Annotated in this window: 25 protein-coding genes and 2 pseudogenes; 10 read left to right on the plus strand and 17 right to left on the minus strand. The window is 74.0% G+C overall.

Features of this window, described 5'->3' with window-relative positions:
• The first annotated feature begins 146 nt into the window (after positions 1–146).
• Positions 147–338 (plus strand): hypothetical protein, encoded by a 192-nt coding sequence (locus tag F8R89_RS15560; RefSeq protein WP_151784554.1) that lies wholly within the window; start codon positions 147–149, stop codon positions 336–338.
• Positions 339–463: 125 nt separating this feature from the next.
• Here the strand turns inward: F8R89_RS15560 and F8R89_RS15565 are convergent, their stop codons facing one another.
• The 3 genes from F8R89_RS15565 to F8R89_RS15580 form a co-directional block, all read right to left on the minus strand.
• Positions 464–955, minus strand: coding sequence for a hypothetical protein (locus tag F8R89_RS15565; protein ID WP_151784555.1), 492 nt, complete (start codon positions 953–955; stop codon positions 464–466).
• A gap of 132 nt (positions 956–1,087) precedes the next feature.
• Entirely contained in the window at positions 1,088–3,433 is a 2,346-nt protein-coding gene (locus F8R89_RS15570) for a PQQ-binding-like beta-propeller repeat protein (protein WP_151784556.1), read from the minus strand.
• Between the two features lie 215 nt (positions 3,434–3,648).
• Entirely contained in the window at positions 3,649–4,386 is a 738-nt protein-coding gene (locus tag F8R89_RS15580) for a VOC family protein (protein WP_151784557.1), read from the minus strand.
• Positions 4,387–4,520: 134 nt separating this feature from the next.
• Between F8R89_RS15580 and F8R89_RS15585 the strand changes: the two genes are divergently transcribed.
• A complete protein-coding gene (locus F8R89_RS15585; protein WP_151788136.1) occupies positions 4,521–5,156 on the plus strand; it encodes a TetR family transcriptional regulator in 636 nt (211 codons plus the stop codon).
• A 101-nt stretch (positions 5,157–5,257) separates the two neighbouring features.
• Here F8R89_RS15585 and F8R89_RS15590 read toward each other — a convergent pair whose 3' ends face one another.
• Positions 5,258–5,722: an Lrp/AsnC family transcriptional regulator gene (locus F8R89_RS15590; RefSeq protein ID WP_151784558.1), complete on the minus strand. Its 465-nt coding sequence runs from the start codon at positions 5,720–5,722 to the stop codon at positions 5,258–5,260.
• Positions 5,723–5,989: 267 nt separating this feature from the next.
• Here F8R89_RS15590 and F8R89_RS15600 point away from each other — a divergent pair, with 267 nt between their 5' ends.
• Together F8R89_RS15600 and F8R89_RS15605 are read left to right on the plus strand one after the other, a co-directional pair.
• On the plus strand, positions 5,990–6,415 hold the full coding sequence (locus tag F8R89_RS15600) for a pyridoxamine 5'-phosphate oxidase family protein (RefSeq protein ID WP_151784560.1): 426 nt from the start codon (positions 5,990–5,992) through the stop codon (positions 6,413–6,415).
• Positions 6,416–6,455: 40 nt separating this feature from the next.
• Positions 6,456–7,112: a pyridoxal 5'-phosphate synthase gene (locus F8R89_RS15605; protein WP_151784561.1), complete on the plus strand. Its 657-nt coding sequence runs from the start codon at positions 6,456–6,458 to the stop codon at positions 7,110–7,112.
• Positions 7,113–7,122: 10 nt separating this feature from the next.
• Here the strand turns inward: F8R89_RS15605 and F8R89_RS15610 are convergent, their stop codons facing one another.
• The 4 genes from F8R89_RS15610 to F8R89_RS15625 all read right to left on the minus strand — a co-directional run bounded on the left by F8R89_RS15610 (position 7,123) and on the right by F8R89_RS15625 (position 11,237).
• Positions 7,123–7,989 carry a GNAT family N-acetyltransferase gene (locus tag F8R89_RS15610; protein WP_151784562.1) on the minus strand — a complete coding sequence of 289 codons (867 nt, stop codon included), beginning with the start codon at positions 7,987–7,989 and terminating at the stop codon, positions 7,123–7,125.
• Positions 7,990–8,061: 72 nt separating this feature from the next.
• On the minus strand, positions 8,062–8,916 hold the full coding sequence (locus F8R89_RS15615; RefSeq protein ID WP_151784563.1) for a GNAT family N-acetyltransferase: 855 nt from the start codon (positions 8,914–8,916) through the stop codon (positions 8,062–8,064).
• 62 nt (positions 8,917–8,978) lie between these two features.
• Entirely contained in the window at positions 8,979–10,175 is a 1,197-nt protein-coding gene (locus F8R89_RS15620; RefSeq protein ID WP_151784564.1) for an NAD(P)/FAD-dependent oxidoreductase, read from the minus strand.
• A gap of 114 nt (positions 10,176–10,289) precedes the next feature.
• Positions 10,290–11,237 carry an RNA polymerase sigma-70 factor gene (locus F8R89_RS15625; protein ID WP_151784565.1) on the minus strand — a complete coding sequence of 316 codons (948 nt, stop codon included), beginning with the start codon at positions 11,235–11,237 and terminating at the stop codon, positions 10,290–10,292.
• Between the two features lie 209 nt (positions 11,238–11,446).
• On the opposite strand from F8R89_RS15625, the gene F8R89_RS15630 reads away from it, so the two are divergent.
• A complete protein-coding gene (locus tag F8R89_RS15630) occupies positions 11,447–12,625 on the plus strand; it encodes a flavin-containing monooxygenase (protein WP_151784566.1) in 1,179 nt (392 codons plus the stop codon).
• Positions 12,626–12,703: 78 nt separating this feature from the next.
• Here the strand turns inward: F8R89_RS15630 and F8R89_RS15635 are convergent, their stop codons facing one another.
• A complete protein-coding gene (locus F8R89_RS15635; RefSeq protein WP_383651783.1) occupies positions 12,704–14,029 on the minus strand; it encodes an MFS transporter in 1,326 nt (441 codons plus the stop codon).
• 71 nt (positions 14,030–14,100) lie between these two features.
• Between F8R89_RS15635 and F8R89_RS15640 the strand changes: the two genes are divergently transcribed.
• Complete coding sequence (locus F8R89_RS15640; protein WP_151784567.1) at positions 14,101–15,150, plus strand: GlxA family transcriptional regulator; 1,050 nt, start codon at positions 14,101–14,103, stop codon at positions 15,148–15,150.
• On the opposite strand, the gene F8R89_RS15645 is transcribed toward F8R89_RS15640, so the two are convergent.
• Complete coding sequence (locus F8R89_RS15645) at positions 15,058–16,311, minus strand: MFS transporter (protein ID WP_151784568.1); 1,254 nt, start codon at positions 16,309–16,311, stop codon at positions 15,058–15,060. The two genes, F8R89_RS15640 and F8R89_RS15645, sit on opposite strands and share 93 nt — an antisense overlap.
• A 195-nt stretch (positions 16,312–16,506) precedes the next feature.
• Between F8R89_RS15645 and F8R89_RS36745 the strand changes: the two are divergent.
• A pseudogene (locus F8R89_RS36745) lies at positions 16,507–16,772 on the plus strand (hypothetical protein); the annotation flags it as partial.
• 405 nt (positions 16,773–17,177) lie between these two features.
• Here the strand turns inward: F8R89_RS36745 and F8R89_RS15655 are convergent.
• Together F8R89_RS15655 and F8R89_RS15665 are read right to left on the minus strand one after the other, a co-directional pair.
• Positions 17,178–17,639 carry an ATP-binding protein gene (locus F8R89_RS15655; protein WP_151788138.1) on the minus strand — a complete coding sequence of 154 codons (462 nt, stop codon included), beginning with the start codon at positions 17,637–17,639 and terminating at the stop codon, positions 17,178–17,180.
• A gap of 508 nt (positions 17,640–18,147) precedes the next feature.
• Positions 18,148–18,555 (minus strand): annotated as a pseudogene (locus tag F8R89_RS15665) (acyl-CoA dehydrogenase family protein); the annotation flags it as partial.
• An 8-nt stretch (positions 18,556–18,563) separates the two neighbouring features.
• Here F8R89_RS15665 and F8R89_RS15670 point away from each other — a divergent pair.
• Positions 18,564–18,920 carry an AMP-binding protein gene (locus tag F8R89_RS15670; protein ID WP_151784570.1) on the plus strand — a complete coding sequence of 119 codons (357 nt, stop codon included), beginning with the start codon at positions 18,564–18,566 and terminating at the stop codon, positions 18,918–18,920.
• Here F8R89_RS15670 and F8R89_RS15675 read toward each other — a convergent pair.
• Both F8R89_RS15675 and F8R89_RS15680 read right to left on the minus strand, forming a co-directional pair.
• Complete coding sequence (locus F8R89_RS15675; RefSeq protein WP_151784571.1) at positions 18,899–19,411, minus strand: EF-hand domain-containing protein; 513 nt, start codon at positions 19,409–19,411, stop codon at positions 18,899–18,901. The two genes, F8R89_RS15670 and F8R89_RS15675, sit on opposite strands and share 22 nt — an antisense overlap.
• A 156-nt stretch (positions 19,412–19,567) precedes the next feature.
• Positions 19,568–19,948, minus strand: coding sequence for an STAS domain-containing protein (locus F8R89_RS15680; protein ID WP_151784572.1), 381 nt, complete (start codon positions 19,946–19,948; stop codon positions 19,568–19,570).
• Positions 19,949–20,304: 356 nt separating this feature from the next.
• Between F8R89_RS15680 and F8R89_RS15685 the strand changes: the two genes are divergently transcribed.
• Positions 20,305–20,889, plus strand: a complete 585-nt coding sequence (locus F8R89_RS15685) for a sigma-70 family RNA polymerase sigma factor (protein ID WP_151784573.1) — start codon at positions 20,305–20,307, stop codon at positions 20,887–20,889.
• Positions 20,886–22,223: a maleylpyruvate isomerase N-terminal domain-containing protein gene (locus F8R89_RS15690; protein WP_151784574.1), complete on the plus strand. Its 1,338-nt coding sequence runs from the start codon at positions 20,886–20,888 to the stop codon at positions 22,221–22,223. Before F8R89_RS15685 ends, F8R89_RS15690 begins: the two co-directional genes overlap by 4 nt.
• A gap of 9 nt (positions 22,224–22,232) precedes the next feature.
• On the opposite strand, the gene purU is transcribed toward F8R89_RS15690, so the two are convergent.
• From purU to F8R89_RS15705, 3 genes are all read right to left on the minus strand, one after another.
• A complete protein-coding gene (gene purU / locus F8R89_RS15695) occupies positions 22,233–23,114 on the minus strand; it encodes a formyltetrahydrofolate deformylase (RefSeq protein WP_151784575.1) in 882 nt (293 codons plus the stop codon).
• 47 nt (positions 23,115–23,161) lie between these two features.
• Positions 23,162–23,662, minus strand: a complete 501-nt coding sequence (locus tag F8R89_RS15700; RefSeq protein WP_062668977.1) for an SCO4402 family protein — start codon at positions 23,660–23,662, stop codon at positions 23,162–23,164.
• Positions 23,663–23,739: 77 nt separating this feature from the next.
• Entirely contained in the window at positions 23,740–25,239 is a 1,500-nt protein-coding gene (locus F8R89_RS15705; protein ID WP_151784576.1) for a hypothetical protein, read from the minus strand.
• Between the last annotated feature and the right edge of the window lie 109 nt (positions 25,240–25,348).

Consider the following 25,348-nt stretch of genomic DNA (forward strand, 5'->3'; position numbering starts at 1 on the left):
GTCGGGGGGCAGACGGAACGGCGGGTGGCCGGGACCTTAGGGTGAACCGGCCCAGCAGGGCCCGTCCGGCAGCCCGCGGGGGAGCTGCCGGGCGGATCCCGCCGCGCACAGCACCGAGTTCCGTCTCTTTTCAGGGGAGCACCGAGATGTCCGACGAGAACAGCACCGACAACGTCCACGCGACCGGCGAGCCGATCGACACGACGGACAACGTCCACGCCACCACCGAGCCGCTCACCACGAAGAACGTGCACGCCACGAGCGAGCCGCTCAAGCCGAAGGGCGACACCGGCGACGCGTCGACGGACAACGTCCACGCCACGGGCGAGCCCGCCTGATCCGGACCACACCCCACGGGGAGACGACCGCGGCGGCGCGGAGGGGGAGCCGTCGCGGTCGTCGGGGTGTCAGGGGGGTGCGGGCGCGGTGCCCCCGCCGCCGACCAGCCCGGTGAGCGGCGGAACTAGTACGAGTCGTCCATGCGCAGGGCCTCGCCCAGGACGCAGGTGCCGCTCCCGGTGGCGCGCGTGCGGGCCACGACGTCGACGGACTCGGTGGCTCCGGGCTCGACCGTCAGGATGCCGGAGGTGGCCTTGTCCAGCTCGCGGCCGCCGGAGTCCTTGAACGTGACGGTGAAGGTGTACGAGTAGGTGCGCAGCGCGTCGCTGTTGGTGGCGCTCACCCGGGCGACGAGGCCGCGGTCCGGGTCGTTCTCGCACCGGTCGATCTTGACGTCCCGGGTCTTCGCGGAGCCCAGCCCGTCGCTGCCCCGCGTACCGCCCGAGGTGGAGCCGGAGCCGTAGTCGTCGTCATCGTCGTCGTAGTGGTGGGTGCTGCCGCCCCCGTGCCCGCCGGAGCTCGACGAGGAGCTGTGCGAGTCCGAGCCGCTGCAGCCGCCGCCGTGCGAGTGCCGGGCCCCGGTCAGTGCGACGACGACGCCGACGAACACGGCCACAGCGCGGACATGACGAAGCTTCACTGGTGTCAACCCCCGTTGATTTGAGCGTGAGCACGTCACGGTAGCAGCCGAAACGCGGCAGAAAGCGCCCACCGGGTGTGACCCCGCGTGCAGGACCCGTGAAGACCCCTATGCGGTACGGGCGGTTCCGGTCCCCTTCTCCGCGTCCAGCGCGTACACGCAGCGGTCCTTGCTGCACGCGTACACGACCCCGTCGCGGACCACCGGGGAGCCGGTGATCTCACCGCCGGTGGCCAGCTTCCACCGCAGCCGTCCGTCGTCGGCCTTGAGCGTGTAGAGCAGGTGGTCGGTGGAGCCGAAGTGGATCCGGCCCTCCGCCACCGCGGGGGCGCCCACGATGTCGCCGCCCGCCTGGAAGCGCCACTTCGGCGTCCCGGTGACCGCGTCCAGCGTGTAGAGGCCCTTGCCGCTGCCGACGTGGACGTGACCGGCGGCCACCAGCACCGGCTCGGTCGAGGCGCGGGCCTCGGTGGCGATGCGCCAGCGGTCCCGGCCGTCGGTGGCGTCCAGCGCGTACACCGTGCCCAGGTAGTCGGCGAGGTACACGCCTCCGCCGGTCACCGCGGGGCCCGGCACGAAGGCCGGCGGGCACAGGAAGACCGCGGGGGCCTCGAAGTGCCAGCGGACGTGCCCGCCGGCCGCGTCGAGGGCGAGCACCCGGGTGCCGGCCGAGACGTACACATAGCCGTCGTGGGCCTTCGCCACCCGTACCGGCACCCCGCCGCAGGAGGCGGCGTCGCCGATCGGGTACGACCAGCGCTCCTCGCCGGTGCGGGCGTCCAGGGCGCGCAGCCGGGCGTCCTGCCAGACGTACGCGGTGCCGTCGAACAGCGCCGGGCCCGCCTCCGGGGTCTCGAAGTCGGTCTGCGCGCCGGTGATCTCCCAGAGCTTCTGGCCGTTGGACGCCTCCCACGCCTGGACTCCGCCGCCGCGCGTGCCGGTGAGGACCGTGCCGCGCTCGGCCTTCAGGGAGTACACCCAGGCGTCCGTCTGGAGCCGCCACAGGTCGGCGCCCTCACGGCACTCCAGGGCGAACAGGGTGGGGCCGTCGGAGGCGTGGATGCGCCCGTCGGCGACCGCCATGGACCAGGCCACGTCCCGGGTCTTGAAGCGGCGGCGGCCGGTGGCGACGTCCAAGGCGTGCACCTCGAAGGAGGTGACGTAGACGAGGTCGCCGGCGACGGCAGGGGTGCCCCAGACGTCGTTCGACATGCGGAAACGCCAGGGCCGCCAGCCGCCCGGGCCCTCGGCGGGGGCCGGGGGCGCGGCCGGGAGGGCGGGGTCGGCGCCGTTGACGCCGGGGCGGGGTCTGGACCAGGAGGCGACCAGGGCGGCCTCCGCGGGCGGCGCCTTCATCGCGGCGGCGCGGGCGTCGGCGACCCGGGGGCCGGGGCCGATCGGGACGGCGGCGCCGGCCAGCTGGACGGGACCGGTGTCGGGGGCGCCGACCAGCACGGGCGCGGCCTGGGGGCCCGGGACGACCGGGTCGTGCGGGGGCGGGGGCGGCACGGGCGCGGGCACGCCCCGGCCGGAGGCGGGCGCGGGCTTGGGGGTGGGACGGCCGCCGCGGCGCGTCTCGATCAGGCTGACCGCCCGCTCGGGCAGCCAGGCGGAGGCGGTGCCGCTGTCATCGGTGCCGGAGCCGAAGAGGTGCGGGGCGAGCTGGGCCTGGAGGTCGGCCGGGTTGGGGCGGGCCGTCGGGTCCATCTGCATACAGGACTCGATGAGGGGGCGCAGCTCGTCGGGCAGGCCCTCCAGGTCGGGGCCCTCGCGCAGCAGCATGAAGACCGTCTCGACCGGGTTGGCCCCGTGGAAGGGCGGGTGCCCGGTGGCGGCGAAGACCAGCATCGAGCCGAGCGAGAAGACGTCGCTGGCGCCGGTGACGCTGCGGGAGTCCTTCGCCTGCTCGGGGGACATGTAGGCGGGGGTGCCGACAGCGACGTTCGTCATGGTCAGACGGGTGTTCGAGACGCCGGACGCGATACCGAAGTCGATGACGCGCGGCCCGTCCTCGACGACGAGCACGTTGGACGGCTTGAGGTCGCGGTGGACGAGACCGGCGCCGTGGATCGACTGGAGGGCCTCCGCCACACCCGCCGCCAGCCAGCGCACCGCCTGGGCCGGGAGCGGCCCGCACTCGTTCACTATCTCCTCGAGGGAGGGTGCGGGGACGTACGCGGTGGCCAGCCACGGCACGGCGGCGCGCGGGTCGGCGTCGACCACCGCGGCCGTGTAGAAACCGGAGACCGCCCGGGCCGCCTCGACCTCGCGGGTGAAGCGCACGCGGAACAGCTGGTCCTCGGCGAGCTCCGTACGGACCGTCTTGATCGCCACGCGCCGGCCCGAGGCCGACCGCGCGAGATAGACCAGCCCCATGCCGCCGGCGCCCAGCCGTCCGAGCACCTCGAACGGCCCGATCCTGCGCGGATCGTGCTGCGTCAGCTGATCCACCACTCTGCCTGCCACCTCCCCGTACGGGCCCCGTGCACCCACATATGTACGTGACCCCGTGCAGCGTCTCACCACCGCACCGCCTCGGCGGCACGCACCCCGATTCTTCCTGTCCGAGCGCCCGGTGGCGAACCCGGGTCCAAAAAGGGGTGTTCTCGGACAAACCGGCGCACCGCTCTCGCCCCGCACCCCGCCCACCTGCCGGAACGCCCCCCCGCTCAGCGCTCCAGGAGGGCGAACGACGCCCCCTGATTGTCGGTGACGACGGCGACCGTGCCGTACGACGTCTCGAAGGGCGGGACCTGCACCCGCCCGCCGAGCCGGGCGACCGGGCCGAGCGCGGCCGCGCAGTCCTCGACCCGGAAGTGGACGACGAAGTGGGGCGGCATCATCTCCGCGAACACCTCCCCGACCGCCGCCCGCCCGAAGTCCGGCTCCGCCCCGGGACCGAACAGGGCGTCGTGGAACAGCCCGCCGTAGAAGGTGTTGGCGGCCTCGGTGTCCCGGGCGTACAGCTCGGCCCAGGCGAACGTCCCCGGCTCGTGCCGGCGCCCGAACCCGGTGTGCGTGCCCGCCTCCCACAGCCCGAACACCGCGCCCTCCGGATCGGTCACCAGCGCGGCCGTGCCCAGCCCCTCGCCCACCTCCACGGGCGCGGTGACCACCTGCCCGCCGGCCCGCCGGATCCGCCCCGTGAGCGCCCGGGCGTCCGGGGTCGCGAAGTACACCGTCCACACACTGGGCATCCGCCCGTCCGTCTTCGGCGTGAGCGCCGCCACCCGCTCACCGTCCAGCAGGGCCCATACGGCGGAGTCGTACGCCTCCTCGAAGGCCCAGCCGAAGAGCTCGCCGTAGAACCGCTTGCCCGCTTCCACGTCGGGGAGCTGTGCGTCCACCCAGCACGGAACGCCCTCCACCTGATCCGTTCCGTCTGCGGATGCCCTGTTTTCGGCCATACCGCCAACGTAACGGCCTCCCGCGCACCGCGCAGACCAGGGACACCGGCCCCCGCACCCCCGCGCACCCCATTTGCAGTCGGCCGAATCGCGCCCCGATGCCGCGTCGGTAAGCTGACGACATGACAGGACAAGTGCGTACCGTCGACGGCCGCGTGGCCGGTCGGCGTGGGCAGGCGACCCGGCAGAAGCTGCTCGACTGCCTCAGCGAGATGCTCAGCTCTTCCCCGTACCGGGACGTCAAAGTCATCGATGTCGCCCGGAAGGCGGGCACTTCGCCCGCCACCTTCTACCAGTACTTCCCGGACGTCGAGGGTGCGGTCCTGGAGATCGCCGAGCAGACGGCCACCGAGGGCGCGGAGTTGACCGCCCTGGTCGAGGGCCGCAGCTGGGTCGGGAAGGCGGGCTGGCAGACCGCGCAGGAACTCGTCGACGGCTTCCTGGACTTCTGGCGCCGTAACGACGCGATCCTGCGGGTCGTCGACCTCGGCGCGTCCGAGGGCGACAAGCGCTTCTACAAGATCCGCATGAAGATCCTCAACTCGGTCAACAACTCCCTCGCGGACGCGGTGACCCAGCTCCAGTCGAAGGGCCGGGTCGACAAGGACGTCAACCCCGCCGCCATCGCCGGATCGCTCGTCGCGATGCTCGCCGCGGTGGCCTCGCACCAGAAGGGCTTCCAGAGCTGGGGCGTCAAGCAGGCCGAACTCAAGCCCAACCTGGCCCTGTTGGTGCATCTGGGCGTGACCGGCAAGAAGCCCACGAAGTGACGCCCGCGCGGCCGGCGGGGCCGTCCCCGACCGGCTAGCACCCCCCAAGTCCTGTCTGGCAGGCGGTGGTCCACCCCGGGTGGGCCGCCGCCTGCCGTGCGTCACGGCCCAGTCCGGCCGGGCAGCGGGCGGCCCTTCACCACGTGCTTCATCACGAGCGTCGACGTCAGCCGCTGCACACCGGGGAGCGTGGCCAGCCGCTCGTCGTACAGCCGCTGGTAGGCCGCGAGATCGGCGGCGACGACCCGCAGCAGATAGTCGGGCTCCCCGAACAGCCGCTGCGCCTCCAGCACCTCCTCCACCTCGCCGAGCGCCCGCTCGAACCCGGCGACCGTGTCCCGGTCCTCCTGCCGCATGGAGACGAAGACCAGCGCCTCGAACGCGAGCCCGACCGCGGCCGGGTCCACCACCGCCCGGTAGCCGCCGATGGCGCCGGACCGCTCCAGCTCGCGCAGCCGCCGGTGACACGGCGAGACGCTGAGCCCCACCCGCGCGGCCAGCTCCGTCACGGTCAGCCGGCCGTCCTGCTGCAGCTCGGCCAGGATGCGTCTGTCCACGTCGTCCATGGGACGGATCCTCCCCCGCGGGGCCGGGCCCCGGGCAAATGCCACCGTCGCTTTCGGGTCAGCGCGCCGGTGGCCGGGGGACGAGCCGGGGATCGTGCGGCCCTTCCGGTCGATCGCGGCGTCGGGGCGGGCGAGCGGGTTGTGGGTCCCGGCGGGGCCGGACGGGGGAGCCGCCTCGGCTGGGCGTGGTGTCGGCGACGGGGGGATGGTTCCGCACGTCCGGGACGTTGGTACCGGAAAGGGAGTGAACCGACCGAAGGAGACGGTATGGCACTGACCCGGGAAGAGCGTGAGCAGTTCCTCGCCGAGCCGCACATCGCGGCGCTGGCGGTCGACGGGGGCGACGGGCGGGGCCCGTTGACGGTGCCCGTCTGGTACCAGTACGCGCCCGGTGGCGACGTGTGGGTGCTGACCGGCCTCGGCTCCCGCAAGAACCGGCGCATCCAGGAGGCGCGCCGCTTCTCCCTGCTGGTCGACCGGACCGAACCGACGATCCGGTACGTCTCGGTCGAGGGTCCCGTCCTGCGGACCGTCCCGGCCACCCTGGAGGACCTGCGGGAGATCTCGGCGCGCTATCTGCCGCCGGAGAAGGTCGACGGCTATGTCGACTTCGCCTGGAAGAACCACGGCGAGCAGGTCGTCGTCCACATGCGGCCCGAGCACTGGCTGTCGACGGACCTCGGGCAGATCTGACGTCCCGCCCGCCACGCTCCCCGCCCGGCACAATCGGGGCATGGCAACGGATCTTCACGACCTGCTGAGGTCGCTTCGGGTGTGGGACGTCGAGCTGCCCTCCTTCGACCCGTCGGGCGCGCCCGACGGGCCGCTGGAGCTGTTCACCGCCTGGTTCGCCGAGGCGGTCGCGGCCGGGCAGACAGAGCCGCACACGATGTCCCTCGCGACCGCGGACGAGGAGGGGCTGCCGGACGTGCGGACGGTGATGCTGCACGGCGCCGACGCGTCCGGCTGGGCCTTCGCCACGCACCGGGACAGCCGCAAGGGCCGCCAGCTCGCCGCCCGCCCCTACGCGGCCCTCGGCTTCTACTGGCCGGCGCGAGGGCGTCAGGTGCGGGTGCGCGGTCCGGTGACGGCGGCCCCGTCCAGCGAGTCACGGGCCGATCTGCACGCCCGCTCGACCGGCGCGCTCGCGGCGGCCCTGACCGGCCGGCAGAGCGAGGTGCTCGGCTCCCCGGAGGAGCTGGCGCGGGCGTCGGAGGCCGCCTGGGAGCGGGCCCGCGAGGAACCGGACGCGCCGGTGCCGACCTGGACGCTGTACCGGGTGCGCCCCGACGAGGTGGAGTTCTTCCAGGGCGACGCGCGGCACCGGCACGTACGGCTCGTCTACCGGCGTACGGAGGCCGGGTGGGCCAGGGAGCTGCTCTGGCCGTGAGGGGCGGGCGTCAGCGGGCGTGGTGGAGGTCGTACGCGGTGAAGTCGGCGACCGGGCGGTAGCCGATGCGCTGGTACAGGCCGTTGCTCGTCGGGTTGGACAGGTCGGTGAAGAGCAGCACCTCGCGCACCCCGGAGGTGAGCACGGACCGGGTGACCGCGGCGGTGGCCGCGCCGCCGTAGCCGCGCCCCCGCAGCGGGGCCGGCGTGTACACGGGGCCGATGCGGACCTGCCCGGCGATCAGGGGCGTCACCCCGGCCATGGCGAGGGGCGTGCCGTCCTCGCCCTCCCACAGCGTGACGCCGCCGTAGGAGACGCGCGCGTCGGCCCAGGCGGCCGCGTCGCGCGCGGGCGCGTGCCCGGTGGCCTCGGTGAACTCGCCGTACCACTGGGCGAGCAGCTCCCGGTCCTGCGGGCCGGCCACGCGGGCGCGGCCGGCCGGGGCGGGCTGCGGGAGGGTGAGATTGCCGAGCCGGTACAGGCGCTGGCGCTCGCCGACGGTGCCGCGTGCGCCGGTGTGCCGCTGCCAGGCGGCGACGAACGCCTCGGCGGTCTCCTGCGCGGCGATGACGCCGGGCACCGCGTGCCCGAGGGCGAGCAGATGGGCGGCGAGGGCGTCGGCCTCGTCGGGGGTGAGCGGGGTGACGTTCAGGCGGTAGGGCGGGGTGCGGAAGTAGGCGGCCCGCACCTGCCCGTCGCGTTCCAGCGCCCCGAACACGGGGACCTCGTCGCCGTACGCGCGCGGGCCGTTGACGCGCAGCGTCTCGGTGACCGTCAGGGCGACGGTGTGCAGGTCGGGGCGTGAGCGCAGGAAGCCTCCGGCGTGGGACAGGAAGCCGTTGAGGTCCTGGGTGGAGTACCAGTCGTCCGGGCGCATGCCTCATGATCCCGCGCACCGCCGGGAGTTGTGCACTTTTCTCCGCCGTGGACACGAAGACGACACAAGTCCTCACACTGGCGCGGGCGTTGGGGTAAAGGGGCCGTCGGGCTCGGGGTCGGTGGCGAGCCGGGCGTGCAGGTGCACGTCCCGGTAGGCGTCCTGGCGCCCCGCCTCCCACATCGCGCCGCGCAGGGTGCCCTCGGCGGGGAAACCGCACCGCTCGGCGACACGGCAGGAGGCGTCGTGGCCCACGGCGTGCCCGAGTTCGAGGCGGTGCAGCCGGGGGCCGTCCGGCGCGGTCAGCGCCCAGCGGGCGGCGAGGGCGAGCGCGCGGACCGCGACGCGCCGGCCGCGGGCCTCGGGCAGCACCCAGTAGCCGACCAGGCCGTAGTCCATGCGCCGGTTGACGACCGTCACGCCGACATGGCCGAGGGGGGTGCCCGTCCCGGCGTCGGTCACGCAGTACGCCGCCGAGCCGTCCGCCGAGCCGGCGGCGGCGGTCCGCAGGGAGTCGAGGGCGCCCTCGCGGTCCACGGCGAGCGACAGCGGGGTGTTCCAGCGCCGGAACTCCGGGTCGGCGCGGCCCCGGAACCAGGCGTCCAGGTCGGCCTCGGAGTCCGGGTCCCAGGGCCGCAGCCGCAGTCCGTGGCCGTGCAGGCCGGGGCGGGGGCGGGGTCCGGGGCGTATGGCGGCGTCGGTCATGGGTCCATTGATACCCGGAGGATTTGGGGGCCGGGCGGGGTCCGGGCAACCCACGAGCCCGGTCGTCATCCGGGGGCCCTCGGCGAGGTCGACCACGGCGGCGACGTACGGGACGCGCGCGTCGAACCATGTGCAGAGGGTGGCCCGGCCGCTCGCGGCCTCCCGGAGGACGTCCTCGCTCCAGCAGTGCGCCCCATGGATCTGACGGTACGTCAGATCCATGGGGCCTGACGATCGTCCGGGCGCCCCGGCCGCCGGCCGGCCGGGGCACGCCCCCGGGCGGCTCAGGCGGCCGCCTCGGCCGGGGAGACGGCGGCGTCGGGACCGGCCACCACCCGGCGGCGGCGCAGCGGCATGCCCATCCCCGGGTTGCCGACGTTCCAGGCGGCGCCCTTGCAGATCAGCTCCTTGTAGAAGGCGGCGATCCGGCCCCGCAGGACCGCGCGGACCGGACGGTCGTCCCCGGTGACGTACTGGATCAGGCCCTGCCCGCGGCCCAGCGAGATGCACTGGTTGAAGTAGCGCAGCGGGACCTTCGGCAGCTTGCCCCCGGTCAGCCGGGCCACGATGGCGTCGGCGGCCTGCCAGGCGGTGAAGCCGCCCGAGGCGCACGACATGCGCAGCGGCTTGCCGCCGACGCCCCGCGCGAGGGCCGCGTCGCCGATGGCGTAGACGTCCGGGTGGGAGACCGAGCGCATGGTCTCGTCGACCACGATCTGGCCCCGGTCGCCGACCTCGAGGGTGGTGGCCAGCGCGATCGGGTGGACGGCGAAGCCCGTGGTCCACACGGTGACCGCGGCCGGGATCCCGGCGCCGCCCGCGGTGCGGACCAGGTCGGCCTCCACCCCGGTGGCGGTGGTGTCCTCGTGGACGGTGATCCCGAGCCGGCCGACGACCTCGCGCAGGTGCCGGCGGCCCTTGTCGGACAGCCAGTCGCCGAGTCCGCCGCGCACGACGAGGGAGACGTCGAGGTCCGGGCGGGCCTCGGCGATCTCGGTCGCGGCCTCCAAGCCGGTGAGGCCGCCGCCGACCACGACCACGGGCGCCCCCGCGTCCAGCGCGGCCAGGCGGTCGCGCAGCCGCAGCGCGCCGGGTCGGCTCGCGAGCTCGAAGGCGTGCTCGGCGACGCCGGGGACGCCCTGGTCGTCCCAGCCGCTGCCGAGCGCGTAGACGAGGGTGTCGTACTCCAGCTTCCCGGTGCCGTCCGCGTCCTCGACGGCCACCGTCTTGCGGTCGGTGTCGACGGCGGTGACCCGGGCGATCCTCAGGTCGACGCCGGTGTCGCGGAAGATCTCGGCGAACGGCCGGGGCTTGAGGGTCTGCCCCACGGCGAGCTGGTGCATCCGGACGCGCTCGACGAAGTCGGGCTCCGCGTTGACCAGGGTGACGGTGACGTCGTCGCCGTGCAGGCGCTTGGCGAGCCGCCCGGCGGCGAACGCTCCGGTGTAGCCGCCCCCGAGCACGATGATGCGGTGCTGCATGTCCTTGCTCCTGTCTTCAGCGGGTTCGCCAACTGAACCGGACAGCCCGCCGATTCCTGACAGGAATGCGATGTGAACCACGTCACATCGCGGACATCCGACGTCGTACGCCGGTCAGAACGCGTCGCGCACCAGCGGTTCCCCGTGCTCACGGGCCTGCCAGACGCGGGTCGCGCGCTCCAGCTTGTCGGGGTTGACCTGGCTGCGGAACGCGGCGAGGCCGTCCTCGGTGACCTCCACGCACATCACGCCGACGACCCGGCCGTCGACGACGGCCACGAGGGCGGGTTCGCCGTTGGCGGTCGTCGCGTAGTACTCGGGCGACCCGCCCACCAGGGCCCGTTTGGCCTCGCTGGGCTTGAACAGGCCCCGCAGGAACTTCGCGACCGCCAGGGCGCCCTCGAACGCCTTGGCCCGCGCCGGGATCTTCCCGCCGCCGTCGCCGACCGCGACCGCGTCCTCGGTGAGCAGCCGCACCAGCGGCTCGGTCCGGCCGCTGACGGCGGCGGTGAGGAACTCGTCGACGATCCGCCGGGCCGCCGCCTCGTCGACCTGGGCCCGCGCTTTGCCCCGCGCCACGTGCTTGCGGGCCCGGTGCAGGATCTGCTGGCTGGCGGCCTCGGTGATGTCGAGGATCTCGGCGATCTCGCGGTGGCCGTAGTCGAACGCCTCACGCAGCACGTACACGGCCCGCTCGCTGGGCGAGAGACGCTCCAGCACGACCAGCACGGCGTACGAGACCGACTCGCGCTGCTCGGCGGTGTCGGCCGGGCCCAGCATGGGGTCCCCGGCGAGCAGCGGCTCGGGCAGCCACTGGCCCACGTAGGTCTCGCGGCGGGCGCGGGCGGAGGTGAGCTGGTTCAGGCAGAGGTTGGTGAGCACCTTGGTCAGCCACGCCTCGGGGACCTCGACGCGCTGCACGTCGGCGGCCTGCCAGCGCAGGAACGTCTCCTGGACGGCGTCCTCGGCCTCGCTCGCCGAGCCGAGCAGCCGGTAGGCCATGGCTTCCAGACGGGGCCGGGCCGCCTCGAACCGTTCCACGTCGTTCACCGTGAGGACCATGGGCCCGGATCCTAACTCCCGGGGCGCGAAAGGGCAGGTGGGCACAGATCACCCGGCCCACCGCGCGCCCGCATCCCGGCCCCCGCGCCCACAACCAGGAGAGCTACGTCACAGACCCCACCCAGGTCTCCTACAGTCGTGATCGATCCGCAATCAATTCCGGGCTTGACCGAGACCCATCAACCAATCGTGTGATTACGCTCCGAATCATGGCCGACACCCCCCATCTCCCGGAACGCCCCGTCTACGTCGTCGGGGGCGGCCCCGGCGGACTCGCCGCCGCGTACGCCCTGCGCGCCCGCGGCATACGGGCCGTCGTCCTGGAGCGGTCGGACGCGGTCGGCGCCTCGTGGCGCGGGCACTACGACCGGCTCCATCTGCACACCACCCGGCGCCTGTCGGCGCTGCCCGGCCTGCCGATGCCGCGCCGCTTCGGGCGCTGGGTGTCGCGCGACGACATGGTGCGCTACCTGGAGAAGTACGCCGAGCACCACGACCTGGAGATCGTCACCGGCGTCGAGGTCTCGCGCGTCGACCCCGCGCCGGACGGCTCCGGCTGGCTGCTGCACGCCACCGGCGGCCGGGAGCTGGCGGGCGCCGCCGTCGTCGTGGCCACCGGGTACAACCACACGCCGCGCATCCCCGACTGGCCCGGACGCGAGGGCTACGGCGGTGAGCTGCTGCACGCCGGTGAGTACCGCTCCCCTGCCCCCTACGCCGGCCGGGACGTGCTGGTCGTCGGCGCCGGGAACACCGGGTCGGAGATCGCCGTGGACCTCGTGGAGGGCGGCGCGGCCCGGGTGCGGCTCGCGGTGCGGACGGTGCCGCACATCGTGCGCCGCTCGACCGCCGGGTGGCCCGCGCAGTTCACGAGCATCCTCGTACGGCGGCTGCCCGTGCGGCTCGTCGACCGGCTGGCCCGGCCCGTGGCCCGGCTGAGCGTCCCGGACCTGTCGGCGCACGGGCTGCCGCGCCCCGACACCGGCCTCTACAGCAGGGTCAGGGAGGGCGCGATCCCCGTCCTGGACGTCGGGCTCGTCGACGCGGTGCGCCGGGGCCGGATCGAGATCGTCGCCGCCGTCGAGGGGTTCGACACGGACAAGGTGGTCCTCGCGGACGGCAGCCGGATCTCGCCGGACGCCGTCGTCGCGGCCACCGGCTACGCGCGCGGCCTGGAGGGCCTGGTCGGCCATCTCGGCGTGCTCGACGAGCGCGGGAGACCCGGTGTGCGGGGCGCCCGGACCCCGACGGACGCACCCGGCCTGTACTTCACCGGCTACACCAACCCCATCAGCGGGAACCTGCGGGAGATGGCTCTGGACGCGCAGAGGATCGCCCGGTCCGTCGCCCGCGACCGGCGCCACGCGGTCGCCCGGCTGCCCGTCTGACCCGGCCCGCCCGCGCGCCCGGACGGGAGGGCGTCCGCCCGGCTTCCGCCCGCACGACGACCGCGGGCCGGAGGGGGGTCAGAGGGCGGGGACGGCCCCCGCGGGGCGGCGCCGGATCACCAGGGCCATCAGCGCCGCCGCCGCGCACAGGGCGCCGGACGCGTACCAGACCATGTCGTAGGTGCCGAACACGTCCCGCGCGACCCCGCCGAGGAACGCCACCAGTGCCGCGCCGACCTGGTGGGAGGCGAGGACCCAGCCGAAGACGATCGCGCTGTCGTCGCCGTACTGCTCCCGGCACAGGGCGACCGTGGGCGGGACGGTGGCCACCCAGTCGAGGCCGTAGAAGACGATGAAGAAGAGCATCGACGGGTGGACGCTCGGGGCGAGCAGCATCGGCAGGAACAGCAGTGAGACACCGCGCAGCGCGTAGTACACGGCGAGCAGCCGGCGCGGTTCGAAGCGGTCGGTGAGCCAGCCGGAGAACACCGTGCCGACGACGTCGAAGACGCCGATCACCGCGAGCAGGGAGGCGGCGGCCGTGATCGGCATGCCGTGGTCGTGCGCGGCGGGCACGAAGTGGGTCTGCACGAGGCCGTTGGTGGAGGCGCCGCAGATCGCGAAGGTGCCCGCGAGCAGCCAGAACGGACCGGTGCGGGCCGCCGAGAACAGGACGGTGACGGCCCGGCGGGCGGCGCCCCGCGCGGGCGGCGGCTTCGGCACGAACTCCGAGGCGCCGTAGGGCGCGAGGCCCACGTCGGCCGGGTGGTCGCGCAGCAGCAGCCAGACGAAGGGGACGACCGCGAGCGCGGTGAGCGCGACGGTGACGACGGCCGGCTTCCAGGTGTGCTCCTCGACCATCCAGGACAGCAGCGGCAGGAAGATCAGCTGGCCGGAGGCGGAGGCGGCGGTGAGGATGCCGGTGACCAGGCCCCGGCGCTCGGTGAACCAGCGGTTGGTGACCGTGGCCGCGAAGGCCAGCGCCATCGAGCCGGTGCCGAGGCCCACCAGCAGGCCCCAGCACAGCAGCAGTTGCCAGGCCGCCGTCATCCAGTAGGTCAGCCCCGACCCGGCCGCGATCAGCACGAGGGCCACCGCGACGACCCGCCGGATGCCGAACCGGTCCATCAGCGCGGCGGCGAACGGGGCGGTGAGGCCGTACAGCGCCAGGTTGATGGAGACGGCGGCTCCGATCGTGCCGCGCGACCAGCCGAAGTCGGCGTTGAGCGGGTCGATGAGCAGGCCCGGCAGGGAGCGGAAGGCGGCGGCGCCGAGGATCGTCACGAAGGCGACCGCGGCGACGAACCAGGCGCGGTGCACACGCGGCCGGCGCGGCGACTGCGCCCCGGCGGCGGAGGCGTCCGGGGTGGTGTTGTCGGGGAGTGCGGGGGTCGTCTGAGTCACGTCCTCGAGCTTCGGGCCTGCGCGCTTCCCGTTCCATTGGCCCGAAGGACAGCATTCGTTAGGATCGGGCCATGCCTGCCGAGCCGAACCCCCAGCCCCCGACGGACTCCCGCCCGGGGCCGGACCCCCACCGGGTCGTCGTGCTCGCCCTGGACGGGGCGATCCCCTTCGAACTGGGCATCGCGCACCGCGTCTTCGGCCGCCCCCGGGACGCCGGGGGGCGGCCGCTGTACGAGGTCGTCACCTGTTCCGTCCGGGCTCCCGGACCGGTGCGCACCGACGCCGACTTCGCCATCCAGGTCGAGCACGGCCCGGAGGCCCTCGCCACCGCCGACACGGTCGTCGTCCCGGCGTCGTACGAGCGCGGACCGGTCTTCGAGCAGGGCGTCCTGACCGACGAACTGGCCGCCGCCTTCGCCCTGATCCGCCCCGGCACCCGGATCGCCTCCATCTGCACCGGCGTCTACGTCCTGGCCGCGGCCGGCCTGCTGGACGGCCGCCCGGCGACCACGCACTGGGCCGACGCCCGCCGCTTCCAGGAGCTGTTCCCGACGGTCGAGGTCGACGCCGACGTGCTGTTCATCGACGACGGCGACCTGCTGACGTCGGCCGGGGTCGCCGCCGGGATCGACCTGTGCCTGCACATGGTCCGCCGCGACCACGGCACCGCGGTCGCCAACGACGTGGCCCGCCGCATGGTGGTGCCGCCGCACCGGGACGGCGGGCAGGCCCAGTACATCGAGCGCCCGGTCCCCGACCCGCAGCAGTCGTCCACGACGGCCGCCCGCGCCTGGGCCCTGGCCCACCTCCACGAACCGATCCAGCTGCGTGACATGGCCGACCAGGAGTCCATGTCCGTGCGCACCTTCACCCGGCGCTTCCGCGAGGAGGCCGGTGTCAGCCCCGGCCAGTGGCTGACCCGGCAGCGGGTGGAGCGGGCCCGGCATCTGCTGGAGACCACCGGCCTCTCCGTCGACCAGGTCGCCGAGCGGTCCGGCTTCGGCACCGCCCAGTCGATGCGCCAGCACCTACAGGCCGCGCTCGGGGTCACCCCCACCAGCTACCGGCGCACCTTCCGCGCGGGCGGCGGGGCCTGCCTCCAGGTCGCCGGGAGCCGGTGACCGGTCCCGCCGGGCCTCCCCCCACCAGCCCACCGCCGTCAGCAGCAGCGTCACCCCGACGCCGGCCAGCATGGCCGTGGACGGCTCGACCACCCGGAGCAGGGCGCCCGCCAGCGACCCCGTCGCCGCGTACCCGGCGCCCGCCGCCGCGTACAGCACGGAGTAGCCGGCGGCCAGCGCGCCCGGCGGCAGGGCGTCCCGCAGCGACAGATTGCGGGTGATGAGCGCGCCGGACTGGAGGATGCCCGCGAGGATGAGGGCGGTCGCCATCCCCGGCCCCTCGGGTATCAGCGCGAGCAGTGCCACGAACACCGACATGCCGCACATCAGGACCACGCTGCGCGAGCGCAACCGGCCCGGCCACGACCGCAGTCCGTACACGAACGCCCCGGCACCCGCCCCCACCGCCATCCCCGCCAGCAGCGGACCCGACCAGCCCACACCGATCCCGCGCTGTTCCAGCAGGGCGGGCAGGGTGAGTTCGGCCAGGCCGAGCAGGGTGATGCTGGCGGCGCCCGTGACGTACACCGGCCAGGCGCCCAGGAGCACTTGGGTCCGCACCCGGTTCGCCCGGCCGCCCTGCCCCTCCTTCGCCCAGCCCGCGGGCAGCAGCCGGTGACCGGCCACGGACAGCGCCATGAGGACGGCCGCGAGGAGCAGTGGCACCCGGGGCGCCCAGGCGAGGGCCAGCCCGGCGACCGCGACCGGCGAGACCGCCCACACGCCGGACATGAGCATCGACTCCGCCGACAGCGCCTGCGCGACGGCACGCTCCGGCACCAGGGAGGTCAGCAGCGCGCGCTGCCCTCCGGCGGCCGCGGACGGGGCGGCCCCGGCCAGGAACGCGCACGCGCCGAGCACCAGGGGGTGCGACCCGGCGAAGACCCCGAGACCGGTGAACCCCAGGGCGCCGCCCGCCAGTCCGGCGGTCAGCTGACGCCGGCCGCGCTCCGGGTCGAGGCGGGTGCCGAGGACGGGCGCGGCGACGATCTCGCCGAGCACATAGGCCGCCGCGAGCGCCGCGCCCAGGCTGTAGCCGCCGGGCCGCTCCCGCACCAGGAACACCAGCGCCAGCGGGGTCATGGCGACCGGCATCCGCGCGGCGACGGCGGTGCCGGCCCACACCAGGACCTGCCTGGAGGCGATGTCTCGATAGGTCATGCAGTCGACGTTAGGGCCCGGCACCGACAACACGGCAGCGGTTTTCCGGGCCTGTGGAAAAGTCCCCCGGCACCGTCCGTTCCGGGACGAACCGCCCGTCCCGCGACGGCGTTTCAGAAGGTCAGCACCCCTCGTGCCACGTTCCCCGCCTCCGCGTCCGCCGCCGCCCGCGCGAAGTCCTCCACCGGGTAGGTCGCGGCGACCCACGGGGACGCGCTCGCCCATGTCACGCACTCCGGCCGGCTCTACAACGGCCGCCCCGCGGCCGCCGTCACCGCGCACGGCGGCGCCCGCTTCGACGGCAGCGACAGGGCGTGAGGGTGCGCGCCGACGCCATCGCGCTCGAAGAGTTGTCCACAGCCTGTGGAGAAGAGGGTCGCTCCACGTTCCCGCTGTCGGCGACGCCCGAGCCCTTCGTGGGCGGTACGGGAAGTCCGGTCGCCCCCGTGGCGGTCCTCTGACGGCCGCGATGACGCCGGCTGGCGGCGCGGCTTCCCCCACTCCCGGCTCCACCGGGCGGGGATGCCCCGACCGCCCCGAGCACGGCACGCGCGCCGCCATCCGGCTCCGGCGTGCCTGCCCCTCCTGGCCCTGGAGAACCGACGCCGAAACACGACCCACACTCGGCAAGGGCCTCCGTCACCGAAGCCCTCGCCGTCCCCTCGCGGCGAATCGCTGACCACAAGCGTGATCAAACGGACACGACTCGTCAACACCCTGTTGGGGATTTGTTACTTACGTCCCATTTACGGAAGCCCGCGCACGGAAGCACGCACGGGCGCATCGAAGGCCGCCGGACCGGACGACGGGGCGTCCTCTGCGTCCGTGCCCTGTGGGCCGGAGCAGGCGACCGCGGTGCGCGCCGGTCACACCGCCTCGTACGCGAACCCCTCGTAGGCGGAGACTCCGCCGCCGCAGGCGGTGACGGCGGCGTCCTGCTCGCCGCCCCGGTCGAGTTCGCACCAGATCCGCTTGCCGGAGCCCTCGGAGGCCCAGCCCCACCGGTCCGCGAGCCCGTCGACGAGGGCGAGCCCGCGCCCGCCCGTGGCGTCCCCGTCGGCACAGCGGGGCACGGGCGCCCGGCCGCTGCGGTCGGCCACCTCGAGCCGGACGGTGGCGGAGTCCTGCGGCACCTCGGGCAGGGAGAGCCGCAGCACGGCCGGACAGCCGGTGTGCACCACGGCGTTGGTGACGAGTTCGGAGACGAGCAGGATCAGCGTCTCGGCGAGCGGCTCGTCGGCCCCTATCCCCGAGCCGGCGAGCCGCGAGCGCGCCCAGCGCCTGGCTCGCCCCACCTCAGCGGGATCGGGCCGGATCTCCAACTGCACTTGAAGCACCTGCACCGCTCACACCATCCGAACCGGCGGACAATTGACCCCGCGCCTCACGAGGGCCACGATCCTAGCCATTTTTTTCATGGCCAGAACAATGGCCAAAGCCAGGGTCACGGAACGTGAATCCCTTGACTGACAGCATGGTTGACGTACAGTCACCCCAACAAGCGCTTCGGGCATATTCCAGCGCGAAGGATTACCTCTGCTGCATACTGTGCGACGCTTGCCGTGGAGAGTCGAACAGGCGGGGGCGAACGGCCCGGACGCCGGGCGAGCAGCGGCGAGCACCGCCGGATACGAAGCCGCCTCGAAGGCGGCTCCGGCATGGCTCGTACTCGGAACCACTCGCATCCCACACAAGGTACCGGAGCGAACGCCCGACTCCGCCCCGTGACGAGTCACACTCCGGACACAAGGCGATATCAACGCTCCGTGATGACGGTTTGCCACAATCCGCGACATCAATTGCGGGCCTTTCCGCGACCGCGCAGACCACGGCCATTCAGGATTCCTCTTCGAGCAACGCGGTCGCCATCAACTCCTCACTTTCGGTGATGAGACCCGCACGGTCGGTGCGGACCCAGGCCCGCTTCGGATGCGGATGGACCTCGAACTCCCAGGTGGATCCCGTGCCGCCGTGCACCTGGAGGCAGTCGCGGGCGCCCCGCACGGCGGCCTCGTCGGCGAGCAGCCGCGCGGCGTGGACGTCGGACTGGTCGGCGGTGACGGCCGCCGCGTGGACGGCGGCCCGCGCGGTCCGGGTCCGCACCAGCAGGTCCGCGCACAGGTGCCGCACGGCCTGGAACGCCCCGACCGGCCGCCCGAACTGCTCACGGGTCCGGGCGTGTTGCACGGCCGGCTCGCACGTGCGCCCGGCACTGCCCAGTTGTTCGGCCGCGGTAAGTCTGATGGACCGTCATGTATCCCGCACGGGAGGGTCAGGCCCCGGTCCCCGGACCGGCAAGGCGTCCCGCCCTACGCTCCGCCCGCGCCCGCCGCACCCCGGACCGCGCGGCCCTGCTCCAGGACGACCGCGCGCTGACCTTCGGCGCGCTGTGCGAGCGCGCCGAGCGGCTGGCGGCCGGGCTGTACGGGCTCGGGGTGCGGCCCGGCACGGTCGTCGTGAGGCCCCGCAAGCTGCCGGAGCGGCTGGAGGTGGTGGACGCCCTGCCCCGCGACGAGACCCTGCGCAAGGTCCTCGAGTACCGGCTGCGGGAGCGGTTCCCGGACACTTCCGCGTCAGGGCCGGGCGCTCACTCCGGGACGGTGAAGTAACGGGCGAAGGCGGTCACGACATCGTCCTCGGTCACCGCGCCGTCGCCGTCGGTGTCGAGGCCGGCGGCGGCCGTGCGGGCCGTGTCCCGCGGGACGCCGAGACGGACGAGCACCCGCGCGGTGTCGTCGACGGTGGCCTTCCCGTCGTCGTCGGTGTCGGCCACGGCGAGGGCCGCGTGCAGGAAGGGGCGCGCGATCTCCGCGAACCGGTCGGGGTTGTCGCGCAGCCGCTTGACCGCGCCGGTGACGAACTCCTCGCGGGTGATGCGCTGGTCGCCGTCGCGGTCGGCGATCCCGGCCATGCCCTGCCAGAACGCCTCGGCGCCGATGTACAGAGCCTGGCCCTTGTCGCACCGGGCGGCTGTGCCGAACTCGGCGAGCAGCGCCTTGGCCGCCGCGCTGAAGTCCTCCCGGTCGATGTACCCGTTGCCGTCCTGGTCGAAGGTGGCGAACCGGGCCGCGATCCTGCGCTCGTACTCGCTGCTGACCATGTTGTGTCGGGCCGCCTAACGTCACGTGGGGTGCTTCTCGCACGGAGCGTACGACGCCGCGGGCCGCCGGGGCACCGCGCGGCGGCGGTTGTGGCAGAACCGGGCACGTACCGGTACGGGGATGTGGCCGTCCCCCGGGGTGCGGGGGGGGCGTGCTCAGGCCGACAGGGGGCGGGCGTCGTCCGCGACCGCCGCCGCCACGTCGGGGTAGACCTCGAACAACCGGCGCACGCCGAGCGCGCCGAGCACCCGGTTGACGTGCGAGCCGTCCACCGCGCCCTGGGCGGGCAGTATCAGCCGCAGACTGCCCCGGCAGGAGCGGATGAGGCGGCGGGCCGCGATCAGCACGCCGACGCCGGAGGAGTCGCAGAACAGGACCTCGGACAGGTCCAGGACGAGGCTGTGGCGTCCCTCGGCCACCGCGTCGTGGACGTGCTGGCGCAGTACCGGCGAGGTCACCAGGTCCAGTTCGCCCGACACCTGGAGGACGGCCCAGTCGCCCCGCTCGTCACCGGTCACTTTCAAGGTCACCACCACGCCCCTCGGCCGTCGAAACGGAAGCCATTCCTACGCTTCCTTGCAGCGCGGCTGCCCAGCGGCTGTTCCCTGAAACTCCCTTCAGAAAACGGTCACCGATCAGAAAAGGCTTGTTTCCATCGCATTCGATCCTGTTCGATCGTGTCCGGTCACACGAGACGGGTAGCCGACCCGAGAGCGAGCCCTCTACCACGAGAGCGAGGTGTGTCACCAGCCATGACGCTGCAAGGGGCGCACATTGCCACAAAGGGGCGTGTGCCGCCGGACGTGCCGACTACATTCGTGAAGAAGACGGACGCACGCTGGACAGGGACGGACCGGTGAGAGCCTGTTCACAGGCTCCGGAGGGGGGCCGTATGGCGAAGAAGGACGCACCGCCCCGCTGGGACCGCAAGATGCAGCAGCGGCTGGCACGCGGCGAGGCGGCCGCCCTCGGCGAGCTCTACGACCGGTTCGCCTCACTCGTGCACGGACTCGCCCACACCGTGCTGGGCGACGAACGCGCCGCCGACCGCGTCACCCGCGAGGTCTTCACCCACGTCTGGGAGCACCCCGACACCTACGACCCGCGGCAGGGCCCGCTGCGCTCCTGGGTCGCCGCCCTGACCCACCGCCTGGCCGTGCAGCGGCTGCGCGCCACCGAGACCGCCGCGCTGGTCCGGGCCGGACAGGGCTCCACCGAGGAACTGGAACGCAAGGTGCGCCACGCCTCGGTCGCCGCCCGCGCCGACTACATCGTCCAGTCCATGCCCGCCCCGCTGCGGGCCGCGCTGGAACTGGCCTACTTCCAGCGCCGGGACTACCGCCAGACCGCGGCCGACCTCGGCGTCACCGAGGAGGAGGCCCGCCGCCGGCTGCGCCTCGGCCTGCAACTGCTGTCCACGGCGCACGACGCCGGGACCGGCCCCGGGGCGCCACCGGAGTACGGGGGTGCCGCATGACCGGGGCCGAACCGTACGAACCCGACGACCCGCACGAGGAGGAGAACGGCCCCGCGGACAGCACCCGCGGAGCCGACGGCATGAACAGCGGCCACGGCGACCACCAGCACCCCACCTCCGAGCCCGGCCCCGGCGGGCCGCCCCGCATACCGCTCCCCCGGCTGTCCGTCGAGGACACCGGACGCCCGCTGCCCGACCTGCCGGACGCTCCGGTGCCCGTCCTGGAGCACCGGGTCCTGAAGTCGCTGCTCGGCGCCTGGGCACTGGCCGCCTGCTCGCCGGAGGAGACGGCCGCCGTGGAGGAGCACCTCGGGGACTGCGGCGGCTGCGCGGACGAGGCGCTGCGGCTGCGCGAGGCCGTCGGCCTGCTGCACCCGGCGGAGAGCCTCGACCTGGACCCGTCGCTGCGCGCCCGCGTCCTGGCGGGCTGCCTGGAGCGGCGTCCGCCGCGCGTGCCGGTGCCCGAGTGGGCCGCGCCCTACGACGCCGAGACGGCCCGGCTGGACGCCCTGCTCCAGGACTTCGGGGACGCCGAGTGGCACGCGCCCGTGCGGCTGCGGTGGTTCCGCAAGGACGAGCCCACCAGCCGCCGTACGACCGTCGCCGGGGTGATCGCCCATCTGCTGACCGTCGACGGGTTGGTGGCGGCGGCGCTCGGGCTGCCCGACCCGCTGGGCGACGTGCCCGCCGACCGGCCGACCCCGTCCGCGCGGACCGAGGCGTACTGGCGGGCCTCGCACTTCCCGCCGACCCGCGCCGTACGGGCGCCCTGGCGGGAGCAGACCCACGACCTGGTCCGCACGGTCTCCTTCACGGGCGGCGGCACCGGCGCGCTGTCCGTGCCCTACGGCGACTTCGCGCTGCCGCTGCGGGACGCCATGCTGGACCGGGCCTTCGAGTGCTGGGTGCACGCCGAGGACATCGCCGAGGCGGTGGACTACCCCTACGAGCCGCCGTCCGGCAGCGATCTGCACCACATGGTGGACCTGGCGGCGCGTCTGCTGCCGAGCGTGCTGTCGGCCCGGCGGCAGGCCGGGCTGGCCGCCCCGGCGCCCGCGGGCCACCGGCGGCTCGTGCCGGCCGGGGAGCCCGGCCGGAGCCTGCGCCTGGAGATCGAGGGGTCGGGCGGCGGCGAGTGGCTGATCCCGCTCGACTCCCCGGCCGCCGTGGGCTCCGCCGAGCACGAGGTGGCCCATGTCGCCCTGGACGGCGCCGAGTTCTGCCGGCTGGCGGCCGGTCATGTGCCGCCCGCGGAGGCGGCGGCCGGACAGCTCGGCGACCGTGAGGCGATCAGGGACGTGCTGTTCGCGGCGGCGAGCCTGAGCCGGATGTAGGGGCGGCCGTCAGGCGAAGACGACCGTGCGGCGGCCGTTCAGCAGGATCCGCCGCTCGGCGTGCCACTTCACGGCCCGCGCCAGCGCCTGGCACTCCACGTCGCGGCCGATCGCGACGAGCTGGTCCGGCGTGACGTCGTGCCCGACCCGCTCGACCTCCTGCTCGATGATCGGGCCCTCGTCGAGGTCGGCGGTGACGTAGTGCGCGGTCGCCCCGATGAGCTTCACGCCGCGCGCGTGCGCCTGGTGGTAGGGCTTGGCGCCCTTGAAGCTCGGCAGGAACGAGTGGTGGATGTTGATGATCCGCCCGCTCAACTGCTTGCACAGGTCGTCCGAGAGGACCTGCATGTAGCGGGCCAGTACGACCAGCTCCACGCCCTCCTCGCGCACGATCTCCAGCAGCCGCGCCTCGGCCTCGGCCTTGGTGTCCCTGGTCACCGGGATGTGGTGGAAGGGGATGTTGTACGACCCCACCAGCTCGGCGAAGTCGGTGTGGTTGGACACCACGGCGGTGATCTCCACCGGCAGCGCGCCGATCGAGGCCCGGAACAGCAGGTCGTTCAGGCAGTGCCCGAACCGGCTCACCATGAGCAGGACCCGCATCTTGTCCTCGGCGCGGTTGATCTGCCAGTCCATGTGGAAGGAGTCGCCGATCGCCGCGAAGCTCGCGCGCAGCTTCTCCACCGTGACGGGGGCGTCCGCCGAGAAGTGGACGCGCATGAAGAACAGTCCCGTGTCGTGGTCACCGAACTGCTGGCTGTCCTCGATGTTGCAGCCGGTCATGAAGAGGTAGCTCGACACGGCGTGGACGATGCCCTGCTTGTCGGGGCAGGACAGCGTGAGGACGTACTGGTCGGCGGGGACCGCGGCTCCGGTGGACTGCTCGTTCATGCAGGACAGGGTCCCATACGACGGGTGCCGCGCGGGCGGTCGTCCCGCTACGCGGACCGCGTCATGATGCGCAGCACCTCGAGGGTGCGCGGCGGCGCGTCCGGGTCCTCCCCGTCGGCCGTCGCCATCCGCACGTGCGCGTCCCGCGCCGCCCGCACCGCCTCCGGCCAGCCCTGGTGGTCGACGTAGGCGGAGACCGGGGCGTCCGGGCCGACCTGGTGCATGATCCGCAGCACGCGCAGCACGGCGGTGTCGACGAGGGCCGCCTCCTGGGAGTCCCGGAAGATCGTGCCGACGTACTTCTCGGCGGACCAGTTGTCCAGCCAGGTGTCCTCGACGAGGCGGTAGACGGCGTCGGTCACGTCGCCGTAGCCGTCCACGCCTGCCAGCCAGACGTCCCGCTGGAACACCGGATCGGAGAGCATGTGCAGCGCGGAACGCACATTGCTGCGCCAGCGCCACCACGGCATGTCGTTGAGTGGCATGCCGCCCATGGTGGAGGAGCGACGGCCGCGACGGGAAGAGCTATCCGAACCTTGCACAGTCATCGATCGTACGTTCCCCCTCGGAGGGGCCCCACCGGCCCCCGCACTTCACCTCGACGTCACCGCGGGACCACCGAGCGTCACAGCTGGGTCGGCTGCCGCTCCGTCAGGCCGTACTCGCGGGCGATCGCGTTCCACAGCCGGGAGGCGGTCCCCTTCTGCTGGCTCGCCGTACCGCTGTCGCGGTTGCCGGCCCGGGTCTCGTTGGTCTCCCGGGCCTGGCCCTTCTTGCAGAGCTTCTTGTTGCCGGCGACCTGGTCCGCCCAGGCCGCGTAGTGGTTGTCGGCGGACGCCGACGCCTGCCAGGCACGGTTCAGGGCGGCCGTCAGCCGGGCGTGGTCGGGGAGCCGGTCGACCTTCAGCTTGGCGAGGTCGGCGACCAGCCGGTTGCGCTGCCCGGCCGCGTCCCGCAGGTTCTGCGCGGCCTGCTGGAGGTTCCCGCAGGACTTCACGTCGGCCACGGCCTTGATCACCGCGCTGCGGCTGTTGCCGCTGTCGGCCAGCAGCTTGTCCAGGGCGACCGCCTGCTGCTCCGCCGGGTCGGCGGACGGGGACGCGGACTCCTCGGCCGCGGGGGCCGTCGCCGAGACGGGCTGGTTGGCGTCGGCCTTGTCGTCGTCGCCGCCTCCGCCGGCGAGCAGCGCGCCCGCGCCGATGCCGAGGGCCACGATGCCGACGCCGACGGCGGCGATCAGCGGCACCCGCGAGCGGCGGCGGCCGCCGCCGTGCCCGCCGTCGTCCTGCGGCCCGGGCCGGCCGGGCGGCGGGTACCCGCCCTGGTGCGGACCCTGCGGCTGCTGCTGGTACGGCGGCAGGTGCTGGGTGGCCGGGGCGGGGCCGGGGCCCTCGCTGCGGAAGAGGTTGTCGAAGTCCGAGTGCGGCTGGCGCTCGCCGGAGCCGCCCGGCACGGGCGGCAGGAACTGGGTGGGGTCGGCGTCGGAGGCCGCCGGCATCGGTCCGGCCCCGTGCCGGGCCCGGCCCAGCGCCTGGGTGCTCTCGCCATGCGTCTCGGGCGGCAGAGCGCCCGGGCCCACGGGCGGGATCACCTGGGTCGCGCCCTCGTCGGCCGCCGGGACGGGCGGTATGAAGCGGGTGGCCTGCTCGTCCGGGTGCGCGGGGACCGGGGGTATGTACTGGGTCGCGCCCTCGTCGGCCGGGGGCATCGGGGCGCCGTAGCCGCCGGCGGCGGGCGGCATGGGCGCGCTCCCGCCGTGACCGCCGTAGGCCCCCTGGCCCTGGCTCGCGTCCTGCCCGTACTGCTGCTGACCGTACGGCTGCTGCTGGGGCGCCTGGTACTGCTGCTGGTCCTGGCCGCCCCAGCCCTGGTCCTGCGGGGCGCCCCAGGGCTGTCCCTGCGCGGCGGGCGGGGACTGCGTGTGCTGCTCGGGTCCCCAGGGGGTGCCCCAGGACTGGCCGCCGGGCGGCGCCGAGGGCGGGGGTGCGGCCGGGGGCGTCGCCGGACGGCCGGCGGGGCCGCCCGTCATCCCCGGAAGCAGCGGCTCCCCACCGTCGGAGGGCAGCACGATGCCTTCGCGCGCGGGCCGCGCCGAGGGCTCCTCGCCCTGTCCACTCTGCGTCACCGGGACTCCTACGAATGGGGGACCTTGTGAATCGTCGGCTCACGCTACCGGCTCCGCCGACGCCGGTGCCACGCAGCCCGGTGCGTGACCGGCGCCCCTGTGACCGCCG

Origin of the sequence: Streptomyces sp. SS1-1, from assembly GCF_008973465.1 — a bacterium.
GTDB lineage: Bacteria > Actinomycetota > Actinomycetes > Streptomycetales > Streptomycetaceae > Streptomyces.

What these genes read in the sequence shown, in the direction of transcription:
- F8R89_RS15670 (WP_151784570.1), top strand. Translation starts at nt 18,564, where the DNA reads ATGTATCCCGCACGGGAGGGTCAGGCCCCGGTCCCCGGACCGGCAAGG.
- F8R89_RS15600 (WP_151784560.1), top strand. Translation starts at nt 5,990, where the DNA reads ATGGCACTGACCCGGGAAGAGCGTGAGCAGTTCCTCGCCGAGCCGCAC.
- F8R89_RS15640 (WP_151784567.1), top strand. Translation starts at nt 14,101, where the DNA reads ATGCCTGCCGAGCCGAACCCCCAGCCCCCGACGGACTCCCGCCCGGGG.
- F8R89_RS15560 (WP_151784554.1), top strand. Translation starts at nt 147, where the DNA reads ATGTCCGACGAGAACAGCACCGACAACGTCCACGCGACCGGCGAGCCG.
- F8R89_RS15610 (WP_151784562.1), bottom strand. Translation starts at nt 7,989, where the DNA reads ATGCGCCCGGACGACTGGTACTCCACCCAGGACCTCAACGGCTTCCTG.
- F8R89_RS15690 (WP_151784574.1), top strand. Translation starts at nt 20,886, where the DNA reads ATGACCGGGGCCGAACCGTACGAACCCGACGACCCGCACGAGGAGGAG.
- F8R89_RS15580 (WP_151784557.1), bottom strand. Translation starts at nt 4,386, where the DNA reads ATGGCCGAAAACAGGGCATCCGCAGACGGAACGGATCAGGTGGAGGGC.
- F8R89_RS15625 (WP_151784565.1), bottom strand. Translation starts at nt 11,237, where the DNA reads ATGGTCCTCACGGTGAACGACGTGGAACGGTTCGAGGCGGCCCGGCCC.
- F8R89_RS15620 (WP_151784564.1), bottom strand. Translation starts at nt 10,175, where the DNA reads ATGCAGCACCGCATCATCGTGCTCGGGGGCGGCTACACCGGAGCGTTC.
- F8R89_RS15615 (WP_151784563.1), bottom strand. Translation starts at nt 8,916, where the DNA reads ATGGATCTGACGTACCGTCAGATCCATGGGGCGCACTGCTGGAGCGAG.
- F8R89_RS15630 (WP_151784566.1), top strand. Translation starts at nt 11,447, where the DNA reads ATGGCCGACACCCCCCATCTCCCGGAACGCCCCGTCTACGTCGTCGGG.
- F8R89_RS15590 (WP_151784558.1), bottom strand. Translation starts at nt 5,722, where the DNA reads ATGGACGACGTGGACAGACGCATCCTGGCCGAGCTGCAGCAGGACGGC.
- purU (WP_151784575.1), bottom strand. Translation starts at nt 23,114, where the DNA reads ATGAACGAGCAGTCCACCGGAGCCGCGGTCCCCGCCGACCAGTACGTC.
- F8R89_RS15700 (WP_062668977.1), bottom strand. Translation starts at nt 23,662, where the DNA reads ATGACTGTGCAAGGTTCGGATAGCTCTTCCCGTCGCGGCCGTCGCTCC.
- F8R89_RS15645 (WP_151784568.1), bottom strand. Translation starts at nt 16,311, where the DNA reads ATGACCTATCGAGACATCGCCTCCAGGCAGGTCCTGGTGTGGGCCGGC.
- F8R89_RS15675 (WP_151784571.1), bottom strand. Translation starts at nt 19,411, where the DNA reads ATGGTCAGCAGCGAGTACGAGCGCAGGATCGCGGCCCGGTTCGCCACC.
- F8R89_RS15685 (WP_151784573.1), top strand. Translation starts at nt 20,305, where the DNA reads ATGGCGAAGAAGGACGCACCGCCCCGCTGGGACCGCAAGATGCAGCAG.
- F8R89_RS15605 (WP_151784561.1), top strand. Translation starts at nt 6,456, where the DNA reads ATGGCAACGGATCTTCACGACCTGCTGAGGTCGCTTCGGGTGTGGGAC.